The organism is Porticoccus sp., assembly GCF_965660005.1.
Lineage (GTDB): Bacteria > Pseudomonadota > Gammaproteobacteria > Pseudomonadales > Porticoccaceae > Porticoccus.
The window spans coordinates 1-16,467 of sequence record NZ_CBFHYF010000036.1; the positions used below are offsets into that span (position 1 = coordinate 1).

17 protein-coding genes and 1 pseudogene are annotated in these 16,467 nt (G+C 50.0%); 3 read left to right on the forward strand and 15 right to left on the reverse strand.

Going from position 1 to position 16,467, the window contains the following annotated elements:
- Positions 1–35: 35 nt before the first annotated feature.
- The 4 genes from ACTF5G_RS07975 to ACTF5G_RS07990 are packed head-to-tail and all read right to left on the reverse strand — an operon-like array spanning position 36 to position 3,495.
- Entirely contained in the window at positions 36–272 is a 237-nt protein-coding gene (locus ACTF5G_RS07975) for a hypothetical protein (RefSeq protein ID WP_438952292.1), read from the reverse strand.
- A gap of 56 nt (positions 273–328) precedes the next feature.
- Positions 329–976, reverse strand: a complete 648-nt coding sequence (locus tag ACTF5G_RS07980; protein WP_438952293.1) for a cation/multidrug efflux pump — start codon at positions 974–976, stop codon at positions 329–331.
- Positions 973–1,806: an NAD(+) diphosphatase gene (gene nudC, locus ACTF5G_RS07985; protein ID WP_438952294.1), complete on the reverse strand. Its 834-nt coding sequence runs from the start codon at positions 1,804–1,806 to the stop codon at positions 973–975. The genes ACTF5G_RS07980 and nudC overlap by 4 nt, the downstream gene beginning before the upstream one ends.
- A 36-nt stretch (positions 1,807–1,842) precedes the next feature.
- Positions 1,843–3,495: a hypothetical protein gene (locus tag ACTF5G_RS07990; protein ID WP_438952295.1), complete on the reverse strand. Its 1,653-nt coding sequence runs from the start codon at positions 3,493–3,495 to the stop codon at positions 1,843–1,845.
- Between the two features lie 258 nt (positions 3,496–3,753).
- Here ACTF5G_RS07990 and nhaB point away from each other — a divergent pair.
- Positions 3,754–5,147: pseudogene (gene nhaB, locus ACTF5G_RS07995) on the forward strand (sodium/proton antiporter NhaB).
- Here the strand turns inward: nhaB and dnaQ are convergent.
- The 3 genes from dnaQ to ACTF5G_RS08010 are packed head-to-tail and all read right to left on the reverse strand — an operon-like array spanning position 5,144 to position 7,178.
- The gene (gene dnaQ, locus ACTF5G_RS08000) at positions 5,144–5,878 is read right to left on the reverse strand and encodes a DNA polymerase III subunit epsilon (RefSeq protein WP_438952296.1); all 735 of its coding nucleotides are present in this window, start codon (positions 5,876–5,878) and stop codon (positions 5,144–5,146) included. The pseudogene nhaB and the gene dnaQ sit on opposite strands and share 4 nt — an antisense overlap.
- A gap of 25 nt (positions 5,879–5,903) precedes the next feature.
- Positions 5,904–6,353: a ribonuclease HI gene (gene rnhA / locus ACTF5G_RS08005; RefSeq protein WP_438952297.1), complete on the reverse strand. Its 450-nt coding sequence runs from the start codon at positions 6,351–6,353 to the stop codon at positions 5,904–5,906.
- On the reverse strand, positions 6,354–7,178 hold the full coding sequence (locus tag ACTF5G_RS08010; RefSeq protein WP_438952298.1) for a class I SAM-dependent methyltransferase: 825 nt from the start codon (positions 7,176–7,178) through the stop codon (positions 6,354–6,356).
- 79 nt (positions 7,179–7,257) lie between these two features.
- Between ACTF5G_RS08010 and gloB the strand changes: the two genes are divergently transcribed.
- Both gloB and ACTF5G_RS08020 read left to right on the forward strand, forming a co-directional pair.
- On the forward strand, positions 7,258–8,025 hold the full coding sequence (gene gloB / locus ACTF5G_RS08015) for a hydroxyacylglutathione hydrolase (RefSeq protein ID WP_438952299.1): 768 nt from the start codon (positions 7,258–7,260) through the stop codon (positions 8,023–8,025).
- A gap of 417 nt (positions 8,026–8,442) precedes the next feature.
- The gene (locus ACTF5G_RS08020) at positions 8,443–9,753 is read left to right on the forward strand and encodes a LysM peptidoglycan-binding domain-containing protein (RefSeq protein WP_438952300.1); all 1,311 of its coding nucleotides are present in this window, start codon (positions 8,443–8,445) and stop codon (positions 9,751–9,753) included.
- Positions 9,754–9,778: 25 nt separating this feature from the next.
- Here the strand turns inward: ACTF5G_RS08020 and nqrM are convergent, their stop codons facing one another.
- The 8 genes from nqrM to nqrA form a co-directional block, all read right to left on the reverse strand.
- A complete protein-coding gene (gene nqrM / locus ACTF5G_RS08025; RefSeq protein ID WP_438952301.1) occupies positions 9,779–10,048 on the reverse strand; it encodes a (Na+)-NQR maturation NqrM in 270 nt (89 codons plus the stop codon).
- Positions 10,048–11,094, reverse strand: a complete 1,047-nt coding sequence (locus ACTF5G_RS08030; protein WP_438952302.1) for an FAD:protein FMN transferase — start codon at positions 11,092–11,094, stop codon at positions 10,048–10,050. Before ACTF5G_RS08030 ends, nqrM begins: the two co-directional genes overlap by 1 nt.
- Positions 11,094–12,317 carry an NADH:ubiquinone reductase (Na(+)-transporting) subunit F gene (gene nqrF / locus ACTF5G_RS08035; RefSeq protein ID WP_438952303.1) on the reverse strand — a complete coding sequence of 408 codons (1,224 nt, stop codon included), beginning with the start codon at positions 12,315–12,317 and terminating at the stop codon, positions 11,094–11,096. Before nqrF ends, ACTF5G_RS08030 begins: the two co-directional genes overlap by 1 nt.
- Positions 12,318–12,338: 21 nt before the next feature.
- On the reverse strand, positions 12,339–12,956 hold the full coding sequence (gene nqrE / locus ACTF5G_RS08040; protein ID WP_438952304.1) for an NADH:ubiquinone reductase (Na(+)-transporting) subunit E: 618 nt from the start codon (positions 12,954–12,956) through the stop codon (positions 12,339–12,341).
- Positions 12,956–13,615, reverse strand: a complete 660-nt coding sequence (locus tag ACTF5G_RS08045) for an NADH:ubiquinone reductase (Na(+)-transporting) subunit D (protein ID WP_438952305.1) — start codon at positions 13,613–13,615, stop codon at positions 12,956–12,958. Before ACTF5G_RS08045 ends, nqrE begins: the two co-directional genes overlap by 1 nt.
- A 5-nt stretch (positions 13,616–13,620) precedes the next feature.
- A complete protein-coding gene (locus ACTF5G_RS08050) occupies positions 13,621–14,394 on the reverse strand; it encodes a Na(+)-translocating NADH-quinone reductase subunit C (RefSeq protein WP_438952306.1) in 774 nt (257 codons plus the stop codon).
- The gene (locus ACTF5G_RS08055) at positions 14,387–15,589 is read right to left on the reverse strand and encodes an NADH:ubiquinone reductase (Na(+)-transporting) subunit B (RefSeq protein ID WP_438952307.1); all 1,203 of its coding nucleotides are present in this window, start codon (positions 15,587–15,589) and stop codon (positions 14,387–14,389) included. The genes ACTF5G_RS08050 and ACTF5G_RS08055 overlap by 8 nt, the downstream gene beginning before the upstream one ends.
- Before the next feature lie 2 nt (positions 15,590–15,591).
- On the reverse strand, positions 15,592–16,467 hold an 876-nt coding region (gene nqrA / locus ACTF5G_RS08060), incomplete at its 5' end, for an NADH:ubiquinone reductase (Na(+)-transporting) subunit A (protein WP_438952308.1).

Sequence of the window (16,467 nt, forward strand, 5' to 3'; positions counted from 1 at the left end):
CCGAGCCTTTCCAGAGTCTTTCCTGAGGCGCTTTTTCATATCCCGCTTTTTCTGTTTTGCCAGTTTTTTCGTTCGGCCGTACTGAGCATGGCAGACTGTACCGCACTCGCCATCTGCTCAATGGTGTCGTTAATTTTCTCAACCTCCAGAACACCTTCATGCCTGCGAATGCGACTACCGAGATTGATGACCAGTCCTATCACGAGAACTAGAGACACTGCGATAGTGACGACTTTGGCCAGAAAAAGTCCATATTCCAGTAAAAAATCCAATGTACGACTCCCTTATTCTCTGTTGATTAAAAATAACACTCATGCAGAGGCAATGATTAACGCCAACCCGATACCGCCTGCTTTGCTTCACTGTTCACAGGGCGAGCAAATAGACCGCCATAGGCCAGAGTCACTTGATAGACCGCACCGTCAGCCATAGGCTGATAGGTAGCCGTGCCCTGCTGGACGCTCACCCACTCGCTCAACCAGGATATTCGCCCGAGCGCCTGCCAGGTATCAAAACCATAGGGGTTGGTTTGCAACGGGTATACCGACTGCTCGCTGTGTCGCTGTTCAAGAACATCGACATAACGACCATTGATCCTCTCCAGCCGATACTGGGGTTTAAAACCAATGCTGTTCAATGGCGAGTGCCAACGCAAAGTTCTTGCATCCAGTTGCCACTGGTCTCCCACCAGATGAAGGTGGTGTTGCTGTCCATCAGCCTGAACAAGCAATACACGGTAGCTCTGCGGTGACAACTTGACAAACTGCAGTGTCGCCACTGGCTGCTCCACCAGCAGTTGCCGGTAGGTCAACAAATCATAGCCGCCGAGAAAAAACACCGCGCTGATTGCGAGAAGCAACAATGCCAGTATGGCTCGTACAATTGCCTTGAGCATCCCCCCGCTCAACAACAATTTCAACGCCAGCAGGAGAAAAAGCATACCCGCGATGATTGGCACTATCGTGGAAACAGTCATAGGGGTGGACATGCTCCCTGGCACCGATCGACAAAATGTTGGATCAGTTGGCCCGAGAGAGTTCGTGAATCCGGGCAGGGCGGCAAACGATCAAAGCGCCACCAGTCAGCTTCGGTGATTTCGATGCCATCCACCTGAATATCACCGGAGTGATAGTCAGCATGGAACCCGATCATCAATTGCCCTGGAAATGGCCAGGGTTGCGTACCGAAATAACGTAGATTAGCAACCTGAATGCCCACCTCCTCCATTACTTCACGGTGGAGAGTTTGCTCAGCCGATTCCCCCGGCTCAATAAAGCCCGCGAGGGCGCTGTAAAATTTCCCCTGGTGACGCGCACTGCTGGCCAACAGGCAATGATCTCCCCGCGTTATCAGAACAATGACACAGGGTGATATTCTGGGATAGAAAAACTGCCGACAATCACTGCAATGCCGGGACCGGTCATCCGAGGAAATCGCGGTTACACGGCCACAAAAGCCACAATAGCGATGCTGACGATCCCATTGAGCTACTTGGCAGGCACGCCCTGCCAGATTGAACAAGTCAGCGGAGAGAACCTGCAGTAACGATCGGAGGTCACGCCATTCAGTTCCCGCCGGTAGCACCTGAACATTCGTCAGGTCTGCCGCAAAACAGGACTTACCCTGAAACAATCCAAGCGGGAGCACCGGGCAACCTGCGATCTTGAGTCCAGTGCCATCAAGCAGGATGCTGCAATCCGAATTTGTCTGCCAGAGTATTTGCTGTCCTCTGACCGCCAGAAAACAGGGTTGCGGGCAATGACCATTGGCAGTGCCTGGATTGGGCGCGATGTGATAATCGGGCATTGGCTACTGTTTCCCTGAAGATGGCGGGATCATGCGCTAGCTTTCCAGTTTATCAAGGCACTCCTCTGCCACACTGAGAACACTATCGTCAAAGCCGGGATTCCAGCGACGGTTATCCAGATAGTAATCTAGACTCACCACGGCATCTGCAAAGACATCTATTATCGATGCCAATGACAATTGGCCGTCCGAATTCAGACTGTGGTTGATAATATTGAGACAGCGAACGGCAACTTTTTCAGCGCGGGTCAGACCCAGTATCCGGACCGCACCAAACACCATCTTGAAGTTGTCAGCTAACGGTTTGGCCAGCTCGTCACCGGCAATCCCGTCACAATAATCAGAGGTAAGCTGCATGATTGCAGCGAGGTGGTTTGAGGCTTCCTGCAATACCCGCCGCTGTGCATGGCTGATAATATTTTCCTCAACAACTTCTTTGATACTCAAGGTATTAATTAGTGCGCGTTCACTTCCGGAATGAGGCCTCGACTGTAATTCCAGAATAATGGAGTCGAGATACAACAGGGTATCCGCCATCTCCTCAATGACACCTGCGGGCAGTGAATTACCCATCAAGTCCCCTAGAGCAGAAGCATGCTGGGAACAACGCTCTTCAGCCAACCTTAATTCACAGTTTTTCAACTCTTCCGACAGCGAGGCAAAGAGCGCGCCGACTTCTTCGAAAGGGGTATTTCCGCCACCAGTCCCTAACACTTGCTCATCCAGCATAGCTCGCAGTTGTTCGATCTTGGCACCAATCACTGCAAGCCGCCCAACAAAAGATTCACTGCCATCCTCAATGAACATCGCCCGCGCATTACAGATATCAGCCGCTGTAAAACCCAGCGGAGAAATGCCAAGCCGGGCAGCCAGCTTGGCCGAACCTTCGGTATCCATACCCGACAGAAGAAAATTAGCCAACATATTCTGTTGCAGTGGGATCGGATAACTTTTTTCCACCGGCGCATCTTCAGCCAGCATTCGCAGCTGCCGCTCCACAGCCATTAGATTGCGCATACGGCTTTGCTCAAAACCCAGCGCACCACGATAAAGCGCACTCAATACGTCAAATACCAGAGCCCAGTAAATAACTTCTTTTTCGTCACTGAGCGCATTGCGCAGACGCTGTATACCGTGGGCCATCACTTTAATGGCAGCAGGACGTGCAGCGCCTTTGAGGACATGGGCCAAACCCTGCTGATAAAGATGCCGGGCAACTCGAATCGCCTCGATTGAGTCGTGATCCCTGGCCGCCACTGAAGAGACCATAGGCACGTCGGGTATCAAGCCGTTCAAAAGCTGGTATTCATTGAGTGGTGACTGTTTGCAAATTGCCCGCAACTGATTGATCTCTGGCAACAGAAACAGGGAGCTGTCTTTACCCTGCATTTGCAGCTGATTAACATAGCCAGGCATCAGTTCCAGTGAGTGTCTGACAGCGTCAATCACCATTTCATCCAGGGGACCGACCTCCGCTTTTTTCAGGGTCTCCTGTATTTCACCCACCAGCATTTCTCCACCAACCACTTCCAGCAGCGAAAATACCCCGTGAAGCTGTGACAAACCCTCGCGACATTCAGACCAGCCAATAGATTCAACTGGCTGCCCGAGGAGATCGAGCAGAAGACCAACTTCTTTGTCCAGCTCTTCTCTGACCAGCTTTATTGCCTGTGTATTTATTTGATACATATCATCAAATACCTATTTCACATAAGCGACTATTGTAAACGTTGGATCTCGGGTATAACGTTCGCAACCACCTGACGACGCCGATAATAACATTATTAGTCACAGTGGTTTCAGCCTCGCTCGACAGACTAAAAAATTAAGGGCTACCACATGTCTCAACCAATTTATCAGGCATTTACCAAAAATTTTTTGGGCAACTCTCCTGACTGATACAAACTTACCATTGTTGCTTTTCTGGTTCTAAACCCACTTTTCGTTATTACACTCGGTCCGTTTATTACAGGCTGGTTGCTGATTGTCGAGTTTATTTTCACCCTGGCGATGGCCCTGAAGTGTTACCCACTTCAACCGGGTGGTTTACTTGCGATTGAGGCCGTCATCCTTGGCCTGACAACACCGGAAACGGTCTACCAGGAAGCACTCGGCAATTTCGAAGTCATTCTGCTGTTAATGTTCATGGTAGCAGGCATCTACTTTATGCGGGATTTACTCCTGTTCACATTTACAAAGATTCTTATTGGTGTCCGTTCAAAAATAATACTGTCTCTGCTTTTTTGCATCGCCGGGGCCTTTCTGTCTGCATTTCTTGACGCCCTTACCGTTACCGCTGTTTTGATCAGTGTCGCCGTTGGCTTTTATTCCGTATACCACAAAGTGGCATCGGGCAAAGAAATTCAGCACGAGCATGACCATTCCAGCGACCTAACAGTCCTCGAGTACAATCGTGACGATCTTGAGGGTTTCAGAGGATTTCTGCGCAGTCTGATCATGCACGGTATTGTGGGTACTGCACTCGGTGGGGTGACTACCCTAGCGGGGCAACCACAAAATTTGCTGATAGCCGAAAAAGCCGGCTGGGATTTTATCGCGTTTTTTCTGGTGATGGCCCCAGTCACGATGCCGGTATTATGCTTTGGCTTGCTCACTTGCATCCTGCTGGAAAAAACCCGCTGGTTTGGTTATGGGGAAAACCTGCCCGAAAATGTTCGCATTGTTCTCATTGAGTCCAACCGGCAAGAATCCGGAAAGATGAACAATAAACTGCGCGCAACGCTGATTATTCAGGCACTGGTGGCAATTTTTCTAATACTGGGACTGGCATTGCATCTGGCCGCGGTTGGCTTGGTAGGACTAACCGTGATCGTTTTGCTGACGGCTTTCAATGGTGTTACCGAGGAGCACCAAATTGGACATGCCTTTCAGGAAGCCCTCCCCTTTACTGCCCTACTGGTGGTGTTTTTTGCCATTGTCGCGGTGATTCACGAACAACACCTCTTCACTCCGATTATTAACACTGTTTTGTCAATGGATCAGAGCATACAGCCTGTGATGTTTTTTATGGCCAACGGTGTGCTCTCCATGATCAGTGATAACGTATTTGTTGCGACAGTCTATATCAACGAAGTGAAAGGAGTCTTTGACGCCGGGCAAATCAGCCGTGAGCATTTCGACATACTCACTGTCGCCATCAACACCGGCACCAACTTGCCCAGTGTCGCAACCCCAAATGGGCAGGCGCTTTCCTGTTTCTGCTTACCTCGGCGCTGGCTCCTCTCATCCGTTTATCCTACGGACGGATGGTATTGATGGCATTGCCTTACACCATTGTTCTGTCGGGGGTAGCACTACTCAGCGTCATGTATCTTCTCTAGCGGGATTTTTCAGCTGCATTCTCAGCAGCAGCCAGCCAGATACACTGACCATCACTGACTTGCTGAATACGGGTTAGCTGGTCGACGTGTGCAAGTATCTCATCCTCAGTGGCCCTGATGACGGGCAACTTCGGCCGATCAGTCGGTAGCCGACGTATATCCTGAGTACCGAGATCACCGGTCGTATGACTCTGCCCACCCAAAACAAGGTCCACCTGCCCCCCCGTCATCATCAGATAGACATCTGCGAGGATCTCAGCATCCAGCAGTGCACCATGAAGATCACGCTGGGAATTATCCACGGTATAACGTTTACAGAGAGCATCCAGGTTGTTTTTCTGCCCGGGGTGACGCTGCCGGGCCATTACAAGGGTATCCACAACCGTGCAGTAATCCATCACCTTGCCGAAACCATCCAACTTACTGAATTCATGATCGATAAATCCTACATCAAAAGGCGCGTTATGAATCACCAGCTCTGCACCTTCGACAAAAGTCAAAAACTGCTCGGCAATTGCAGAAAACAGGGGTTTATCGGCAAGAAACTCATTGCTGATGCCGTGTACCTCCATAGCACCGTCATCCACTTCCCGTTCAGGATTAATGTACTGGTGATAATGCCGGCCAGTGAGACGGCGGTTAATCAGTTCAACGCAGCCAATTTCGATAATCCGGTGATCCTGACTGGTTTCCAATCCCGTTGTTTCTGTATCGAGTACAACCTGTCGCATGGAGATGTCCTGTTTGCTGTACAATTTATTTTTTGTGGCCTAATAAGAGTTCATCGATACCACGATTTGCCAGTTGATCTGCAATCTCGTTTTCACGGTGACCACTGTGGCCCTTTACCCAATGCCACTGAACCTCATGTCTCGCCACCTGCTGATCCAGCTGCTGCCAGAGATCTATATTTTTCACCGGTTTTTTTGCCGCTGTCTTCCAGCCTCGCTGCTTCCAGCTAGCCAGCCAACGGGTAATCCCCTGCCGCACATATTCAGAGTCAGTAATCAGGACGACCCGGCAGGAGTGCCTCAATGCGGTTAGCCCCTCAATCGCAGCTGTCAGTTCCATACGATTATTGGTTGTATCCAGTGCGCCACCGTAGAGGGTTTTCTCATGTTGACCATACCGCAGCAGTGCACCCCAACCTCCGGGGCCAGGATTTCCACGGCAGGCACCATCGGTAAAAATCTCTATATCTTTCAACTACTGGTCTCCATCGAACGGTTCTTTCATGGCGCCATTTTTCTTTGTGGCCGGAAAAGCAGGGGGACTGATTACAGGCCAAAGCCCGGGCTTAAGCGAGGTTAAGCGGGCAGTATACTTTCTGGCGACCACCATATAAAAAGCACCCCAGGGTAGCCTGCTTTTTTGGCCAATTCTTTCCACAAGGCCTGTTTGATCCAAGGTATCCGGATGTTGCAGCGGCCAGGCAAAGCATCCCGATATAGCCTGAATAGGTTGCAAGTTAAGCAATCGCAGCCAGTCGAGCAGACGACCATAACGGAGACTGTGGTAAGACCATATCGAATGGGGCGAGAAATACCGTGCAACCCATTTGCTTAAACCGAAGAGGCTTAGCGGGTTCATCACTGCAATCACCACATGACCACAGGGAACCAACACTCTGGCTGCCTCATTGAGTACTTCATGTGGGTATGCAGAAAATTCCAGAGCATGATGCAGCAACACGGTATCAATAGTTTCCGAGGGCAACGGCAAGGCATCAAAATCTGCGATTGCCGATGCACTGCCTGGCAACGATGATGAAGCACCGATCGAAAAGCTTTGTAAATGATTAAAGTCACCCGTCAATAATCGTTCGGAACTGGCACCAAGATACATAAGGCGATGTGCAGCCAATCCGGACATCATAGGTTCGAGCACCAATCTTTCGCGGTGAAGTAATACTTGACCGTAACGGGACTGAAACCACCTATCCAGCGAATCCTGCGACTCAGCCAAAGGGCTGACAGCATGTCTCTGTTCGAGAAAGCCTCTTGCGGACAGCAACCAGTTTTGTGGCTTCATTTTAATCCCCGGTTTACACCATCAAGACTAAGTTGGTTATTATGAGAAAGATCACTTTTTAAAACCACTGGATCCTATCATGTCTCTTGTTGTTCACAGATTGCCTGCATTTTCAGACAACTATTTGTGGCTATTTCATCAATCTGCCAGCCGGCAGGCCTTTGTCGTGGATCCTGGCGCAGCAGAACCCGTTTTGCAGGCACTGACAGGCCTTGATCTGGACCTGTCAGGTATTCTGATTACCCATCACCACCCGGATCACGTCGGTGGCATCGATACATTGCTCCAGCATACGAGGGTTCCAGTCTATGGGCCACCGGGCATATACCAGATAACACATAGGCTGGATGATGGCGACCAAGTTGTCCTCGATGGCACACGCTTTAAGGTACTTCACGTCCCCGGCCACACACTGGATCACCTTGCTTTTTTTGAGCCAGAAACACCATTGGTATTTTGTGGAGACACCCTCTTTGCAGGTGGATGCGGCCGCCTGTTTGAAGGGACACCTCAACAAATGTGGTGCTCGCTAGCAAGGCTTGCGGCATTGCCATCGAAAACAAAAATCTATTGCGCCCATGAATACACCACGGCAAATCTTTTATTTGCCCAGGCTGTGGAGCCCGAAAACCAGGCCTTGCAGGAACGGCTGAAACAAGTGCTTCTGCTGCGCAGCCAGGGACAGGCCACGGTCCCTTCTCAGTTGACAGAAGAACTGGCAACCAACCCTTTCCTGCGTGTAAGCCAAAATTCTGTCAGGCTGGCGGCAAGCTCCAGGGGTCTTCCTGCCGGGGGGACGGATGAAGAGGTGTTCGCCACCATTCGCCGCTGGAAAGATCAGTTCTAGTCTTTTTTATCACTTCACCAGGGGAAATGACACTCTGGCAAGCGAGGCATTCGCAGCTGAGTGCATTTTCGCCCGTCCCGGAAACGCCAGAGATAAATTGATCTCAATGGCGCAGACCATTAGAATCTATAAGCTGTATTTGGGCAAAAAGAACATAATACCATGCAGATTTTTTTTCGAGCGTATCTTATTGTTTTTATTGCTTTAATGTCCGGCTGTGCACAACAGCCAAGCCACAACACTCCACACAGCGCTTCCGCACATACCAGCAAAGTCAAGAAACTCAATACACAGGTTTCCACTGCACCTCAGGAAAGAAGGTGGTTCATCTTCTCAAGAAAAAACACGGCCAAGATTGAGCCGGTCAAAGTTAGCACAGGCTCAACCGAAGATCTGTGGCATCGACTACGTGAGGGCATGACCCTGCAGGGCCACTACGATGACCCCCGTATCGCTAAACAGGTCGCCTGGTTCAGCAATAACCAGACTTATATTGACCGTGTCATGGGCCGAGGCGAACTCTACCTCTACCACATTATCGCGGAACTGGAACGCAATGAACTACCTCTGGAGTTGACGCTGTTACCGGTCGTTGAAAGCGCCTACGACCCTTTTGCCTATTCCCGGAGCCATGCATCAGGACTTTGGCAGTTCATCCCCATGACGGGCGACCGTTTCGGGCTAAAACAGGACTGGTGGTACGACGGACGTCGTGACCCCCTGGCGGCAACCGAGGCGGCAATCAGCTATCTGAAATACCTGAATAACTATTTTGAGGGCGACTGGTTGCTGGCATTGGCAGCCTATAACAGTGGCGAGGGGACCGTCAGAAGAGCCATTGAACGCAACGAACGAGAGGGTAAACCAACGGACTTCTGGTCGCTGCAACTGCCTCGTGAAACCAGGGCCTATATCCCACAACTGCTGGCGATATCCAGGGTCATCGCAGACCCCGAATCCCATGGCATCGTGCTGCCTTCAATTCCGGATTCCCCCTACTTTGATATCGTCGACTTACCGGAACAGCTCGACCTGGTCAAAGCAGCGGAACTGGCCAGTATCGATAGCAGCACACTGCACAAACTCAATGCCGGCTATAGCCGCTGGGTGACGCATCCCGAAGGTCCCCACCGAATAGTTTTGCCAATAGAAAACATAGCAGGATTCAAGGTGGCCCTGGACAATACTCCTGTGGCTCTGTGGGCACCGATCAAGGAGTACCAGGTAAGATCCGGCGACACCCTATCAAAAATAGCTGCCGAACATCGGGTCAATATTGGTCAGCTGCGTATTCAGAATGACCTGCAGGGAGACTTACTCAAAATCGGGCAACGCCTGAAAATCCCCGGCACTGGCCTCGATCACCACCCGGAAACAGCCTCCCTGCTTTCATATCGAGTGCAAACCGGAGATACTCTCTGGCAGATTGCCAGGCAGCATGACGTCAGTATTCAGGATATCGCAACATGGAGTCAGCTCGACATCAATACACCGTTAAGGCCGGGACAATTACTTAATGTAAAAAAAGGGAGCTCCCGCGTAACAGGCGCTACCGTTACAGAGAAAAAGATAAACTATCAGGTTCGCCGGGGTGACTCCCTGTACCGTATTGCCAGCAAGTTTGACCTTAAAATAGAGGACATTCTCAGCTGGAACAAGTTGAATCCCAAAAGTTATCTCAAACCGGGACAACAACTGACTTTGTTCGTTAATCCTTTACGAATTTGATCCTCGATAGTGAATCAGCAGACGCCTAGGATGATCTGGTCGCATCGTAGGCCAAGTCAGTGTGTTGTCCTTCACGGACACGATTGGCGAGCTTATCGGAATCGATTTGATTGATCTCATCGCATTTATTTGGGTCATCGCCACAGACATCACAACTGTAATTTTTCTCACCCAATGCAGCTCCAACACCACCACAGGAACCCTTTAACGGTTTTCTTCCCATCATCACGCCAACAGCCATGGCTGCAATAATCAGTAACAGCACAATAAATACCAGTATAAACTCCAACATCATCAGTCTCCCGACAGATAGGGGGCGAACGCAGAAGAGTAATGGCCTTTAAAAACATCCCCTTCCCTTACCAACAAATAAATCGCCAGGTTATTTTCTTCAGCTACTTTAAGGCTGGCAACCGGCCCCATCACCATAAAACCGGTTGCCAGTGCATCTGCAAATACTGCAGTTTCAGCAATCACGGTAACAGAGGCCAGCTGATGGTCAATGGGATACCCGGTTCTGGGGTCAATGGTATGAGAAAAACGCTTACCGCCCTTTTCAAAATAATTACGGTAGTCTCCGGATGTGGCCACTGCGGCATTTCCAGGAATCAGGACTCGCTGAATTAAACCCTTTTCAAGGGAAGGGGCTTCAATAGCAATACGCCAGGGATCCTGGTTCGCTTTCAGGCCTTCCAGACGAAGCTCACCGCCCACTTCAACCAGATAATTATTGAAACCCTCCTGCTCCAATAATTCAGCAATCGCATCCACTGCATAGCCTTTTGCAATGGCAGACATATCCAGGGTAATCTCGCTGTGCTTTATAATCTTGCCAGCCGGGCTGCTATGCAATTTATTGAAACCCACGAACTCCAGCCTGGCGGTTATATCTTCCTCAAGAGGAATCTGATCACCGCTGTTATCCGGGCCAAAACCCCATAGATTAACCAATGGCCCAACAGTGGGATCAAATGCCCCCGACGTGAGTTCATAAACTGTTTGAGCAGCTTCCAGAACACGCAACATGTCGATTGAGACAGTATAAACCTGATTCACGGGCGAGCGATTCAACTGCATCAACTCTGAATCCTGCTGGTAGGTTGTAAAAGTGTGGTTAAGACTATCGAGTCTCGATTGGATTCTTTCTCCAAGATCATCACTGACAGGTCGACCAGCCGACACCAACTTGACCTGATAGGTCGTCCCCATCGTCAGACCATCAAATACCAGCTGCCGGGACTGTCGCTCGCATGCGGATAACAGACAGACGACTATAGCAACAAATAAAAACGAGGCTCTCGGCCCCGCTTTTATTTTTAATCTTTTGATGAAATAACTCATTAACCACCAAAGTCATCAAGAAAAATATTATCTTTCTCGACACCGAGATCAATCAACATTTTAATCATCGCAGCATTCATCATCGGCGGTCCACACATATAATACTCACAATCTTCCGGTGCCGGATGGTCCTTCAGATAGTTCTCATAGAGCACCTGGTGAATAAAACCCCTAAGTCCTGTCCAGTTATCTTCGGGCTGAGGATCTGATAAAGCCAAATGCCATTCAAAATTTCGATTTTGCTCAGCAAGCTCATCATATTCTTCATTATAGAAACATTCTTTTAAGCTGCGGGCGCCATACCAGAAGGTCATCTTGCGATCTGTTTTTATCCGACGGAGCTGGTCAAAGATATGTGAACGCATGGGCGCCATACCGGCACCACCGCCAACAAACACCATTTCCGCATTGGTATCCTTGGCAAAGAATTCGCCGAATGGTCCGTAAACTTTAATGGTATCCCCGGGTTTAAGGCTAAAGGTATAAGAGGACATTTGTCCCGGGGGAATCCCCTTGGAACCGGGGGGCGGTGTCGCACAGCGTATATTGAACTTTACTATGCCCCTTTCTTCAGGGTAATTGGCCATGGAATAGGCGCGGATAACGGTTTCGTCGACTTTTGACTCAAGATCAAAAAATCCAAAGCGCTCCCAATCTGCGCGATATTCTGGCTCAATATCAAAATCCTTGTATTTGACATGGTGAGGAGGACATTCAAGCTGAACATAACCTCCCGCACGGAAGTTGACGTTTTCACCCTCAGGCAGACGCAAAGTCAGTTCCTTGATAAAAGTAGCCAAATTCGGATTGCTTACGACTGTACACTCCCACTGTTTAACCCCAAAAACATCCTCGGGCACTTCAACACGCATGTCCTGTTTTACGGGTGTCTGGCAGGAAAGGCGCCAGCCCTCCTTGGCTTCACGGCGAGTGAAGTGGGATTCCTCTGTGGGCAACATAGCACCGCCACCCTCGAGAACGATGCACTTGCACTGGGCGCAGGTGCCACCACCGCCGCAAGCGGAGGGCAGGAAAAGCCCCGCATTGGAGAGAGTTTGTAAAAGTTTATCACCGGCGGAAACAGTGATTTTCTTCTCGCCATTGATATCAATGGTCACATCACCTGAACTGACCAGCCGTGATCTGGCTGCCAGAATGAAAACTACCAGTGCCAGTACGACAACGGTAAACATGACGACGCCGAGTATGATTTCCAGATTCATTACCTATCCTCTCTTCACCGATTACAGGGATATGCCGCCGAAGGACATAAAGCCCAACGACATCAGACCAACTGTAATAAATGTAATACCAAGGCCACGGAGACCTTCCGGTACATCGCTGTATTTGAGCTTTTCACGAATACCCGCCAGGGCCACGATAGCAAGTGCCCAGCCGGTACCCGCACCGAATCCGTATACAGCACTTTCAGCCAGATTGTAGTCGCGCTCCACCATAAATAATGCAGCACCCAAAATGGCACAGTTCACTGTAATCAATGGCAGAAAAACACCCAGTGCGTTGTAGAGAGCCGGGACATATTTGTCGAGAAACATCTCCATTATCTGGACAATGGCGGCAATCACCCCGATATAGCTCAGCAAACCCAGGAAGCTCAGATCCACATTGGCCAACGCCTCAACACCCGTCCAGGCAAGCGCACCTTCAGCCAGAAAAGCTGTATAGATGATATTGTTGACGGGCACCGTAATGGTCAACACAACAATGACAGCGATTCCAAGCCCGAGAGCGGCTTCGACTTTTTTCGAAATGGCGATAAAGGTACACATCCCGAGAAAGAAGGCCAGAGCCATGTTCTCGATAAATATCGCCCGTATCAGAAGACCCAGATAATGTTCCATTACATCGCCTCCTTGGTGCCGCTATTGGCCGAAATTGTAAAATCTGCCGCTTCAACCTGATCTTTTTTCCTGCTGCGAATTGCCCAGATAATAAGACCGATAATGAAAAAAGCGCTTGGAGGCAGAAGCATCAGGCCATTTGGCACGTACCAGCCACCGACATTGGTGGCAGCCATGATTTCCATACCCATCAATTTCCCGGTACCGAACAGTTCGCGGAAGAAGGCCACGACAATCAGAATCATGCTGTAGCCAAGACCATTGCCGATACCGTCCAGAAAACTGGGAATCGGCGGGTTTTTCATGGCAAAGGCTTCTGCACGCCCCATCACGATGCAATTGGTGATGATCAACCCCACAAATACCGACAATTGTTTACTGATATCGTAAGCCACTGCCTTGATGATCTGATCCACCACAATAACCAGCGAAGCAATAATAGTCATCTGCACAATGATCCGAATGCTTCCGGGAATATGATGCCTGAGCATTGACACAAACAGGTTAGAAAATGCCACCACCACCGTGAGTGCAACGCACATGACCAGCGATACTTTCATACTGGATGTGACGGCAAGGGCAGAACATATACCCAGTATTTGCAGGGCAATAGGATTGTTATCAAAAATAGGTTTGATAATGATGTCTTTGATTTTCATAGTGATTACGCCTCCCCGGCTTTCAGGTTGGAGAGAAATTTACCGAAGCCATTTTCACCCATCCAGAATTGAATGAGATTATCAACGCCACGTGTTGTCAGCGTAGCACCGGACAGGCCATCGACCTGATGAATCGCTTCTGGCCGGGTTTTATCGACAGCACCTTTGATGACAGTCAGTTCTACCTCCCGGCTATTCCCATAAATCTGTTTGCCCGGCCAATTTTTTTTCCACAGCGGGTTATCAACTTCGCCACCCAGACCCGGTGTCTCGGCATGCTCATAAAAACCCAGACCGGCGACGGTATTGAGATCACTCTCAATGGCAATAAAGCCATAGAGCGTTGACCAGAGACCCGGTCCCCTGACGGGTAGCACTACTTTTTCAATGTCATCACCATCGCGTACCAAATACACGACAGCATATTTTGCGCGGCGGGAAATACCGGCCACGTCTTCCTCTTTGGAAAGACCCACTGACAGTGCCGGATTTTTCGCTGCCTTGCGCTGATCATAAGTATCTGGAGAAACGACATCAGTAAACTTGCCCGTGTCGATATCCACCACCTTGACCTCGATTTTTTTGAACTGCTCCTCGATACCCATACCAGGTTGAAGCAATCCGGCAGCAGAAAGAATATTGGATTTCTTGTCCAGCGCCTTATTGACCTGCTGGGCATCGCGCAACAGCACTGCGGCCGATGACACTACCACAGAACAGACCAGACACAACGTGACAGCAACTGTCAGAACTTTACTTATCCGCTCATTACTAGCCACGTGCAAGTCTCCTTTTGATATTGGATTGCACCACAAAGTGGTCGATCAGCGGCGCGAAAAGATTGGCGAAGAGAATCGCCAGCATGATTCCTTCCGGAAAAGCCGGATTCACAACACGAATCAGAACCGCCATCACACCAATCAACACGCCATACCAAACCTTGCCGGTGTTCGTCATTGAAGCAGAAACAGGCTCGGTGGCCATAAATATCATGCCAAAGGCAAACCCACCTACCACCATATGCCAGTACCAGGGCATGGCGAACATGGGATTTGTTTCAGAACCGATAAAATTAAACAGGGTAGACAAGGCAATCATACCGATCATCACACCAGCAACGATGCGCCACGAAGCAATTTTGGTAATCAGCAACAGGGCGCCCCCGATGAAGATAGCGAGAGTGGAGACCTCACCGACCGAACCATGCAAGTTACCCAAAAAAGCATCCAGCCAGGTTATCTGATTCTGCAATGTCGCCATACCCTCACTGGCGGCAATAGACAGCGCCGTGGCACCGGTAAAGCCGTCAACAGCGGTCCATACCCCATCACCGGACATTTCGGCAGGATAGGCAAAATAAAGAAAGGCTCGACCGGTGAGAGCGGGGTTGAGGAAGTTTTTACCGGTACCACCGAAGACCTCTTTGCCGATCACCACACCGAAACTGATACCCAGGGCAACCATCCACAGTGGCATATCGGGTGGACAGATGAGGGCAAAAAGAATTGAGGTGACAAAAAATCCTTCGTTGATTTCATGACCCCGAACGGTTGCGAACATGACTTCCCAGAAGCCACCCACGACAAATGTCACCACATAAATGGGGACAAAATAGACGGCACCATACCAAAAGCAGTCCCAGATGCTGTTCGGATCATGGCCGGCAAACAGGGCAATCAACGGGCCTCGCCAACCTTCAATGGATGTGGCACCCATACCGGCCAAAATCGTATTGGCCTGAAAACCAAGGTTGTACATGCCGTAGAACATGGCCGGAAATGCTGCCAGCCAGACGGTAATCATGACACGCTTGAGATCAATGCCATCGCGTATGTGGGAACCATTCTTGGTCACGGTTCCCGGGGAATAGAAGATCGTGTCTACCGCTTCATAGAGCGCGTAAAACTTGTGCAACTTGCCACCATGCTCGAAGTGGGGCTCAATTTTGTCGAGATAACTGCGCAATACTTTCATTATCAGCCCTCCTTCTCAATGCGGGCCAGATTATCCCGAAGAATCGGACCGTACTCATACTTGCCAACACAGACATAGGTACAAAGTGCCAAGTCTTCTTCATCCAACTCCAGGCAACCCAACTTCTGTGCAGTCTCGGTATCACCAACGATCAGTGCCCGCAATAACTGGGTGGGCAATATATCCAAAGGCATCACTTTCTCATAGTTACCCAGCGGCACCATCGCCCGCTCACTGCCATTGGTATTGGTCGTAAAATCAAACTTCTTGCTCTTATTCAGGGATGACAGATAAATGGGCATCGCCGAGTGCCGATGACTGCCCGGCGAAAGATAACGAAAAAACTCTCGCTGGCGGCCTTCCAGCAAAATTGTCACCTGGGTATGGTAACGACCCAGGAAATCAAAAGGACCACTTGCAGCCCTGCCAGAGAGAATCGACCCGGAAATCAGGCGATTCTGACCATCCTTCAACTCCCCGACAGTCAACTCGGAAAGGTTGGCACCCAACCTGGTGCGAATCAGCCGAGGCCTGGCAACCTGGGGTCCTGCCAGCGATATGACTCTGCGGGTATCAATCTGGCCTGTGGTAAACAGTGCACCTATGGCCAACACATCCTGATAACTCACTGTCCATACTGTCTTGTGATCACTCACCGGATCGATCAAGTGTATATGGGTGCCGGCAAGCCCGGCGGGGTGAGGCCCTGAGAAGCTGTGAACCTGGACGCCGGTTGGAACTTCACTTTTAAAGCTGGCATTACTGGAGGTACAAAGATGCACTGCCCCATCCGTCAGGTGGGTTAACACAGTCAACCCGTTCTCAAAGTCATCCTCGCGCTCGGCAATAACCAGTGCCGGATCCACCGAGAGCGGATT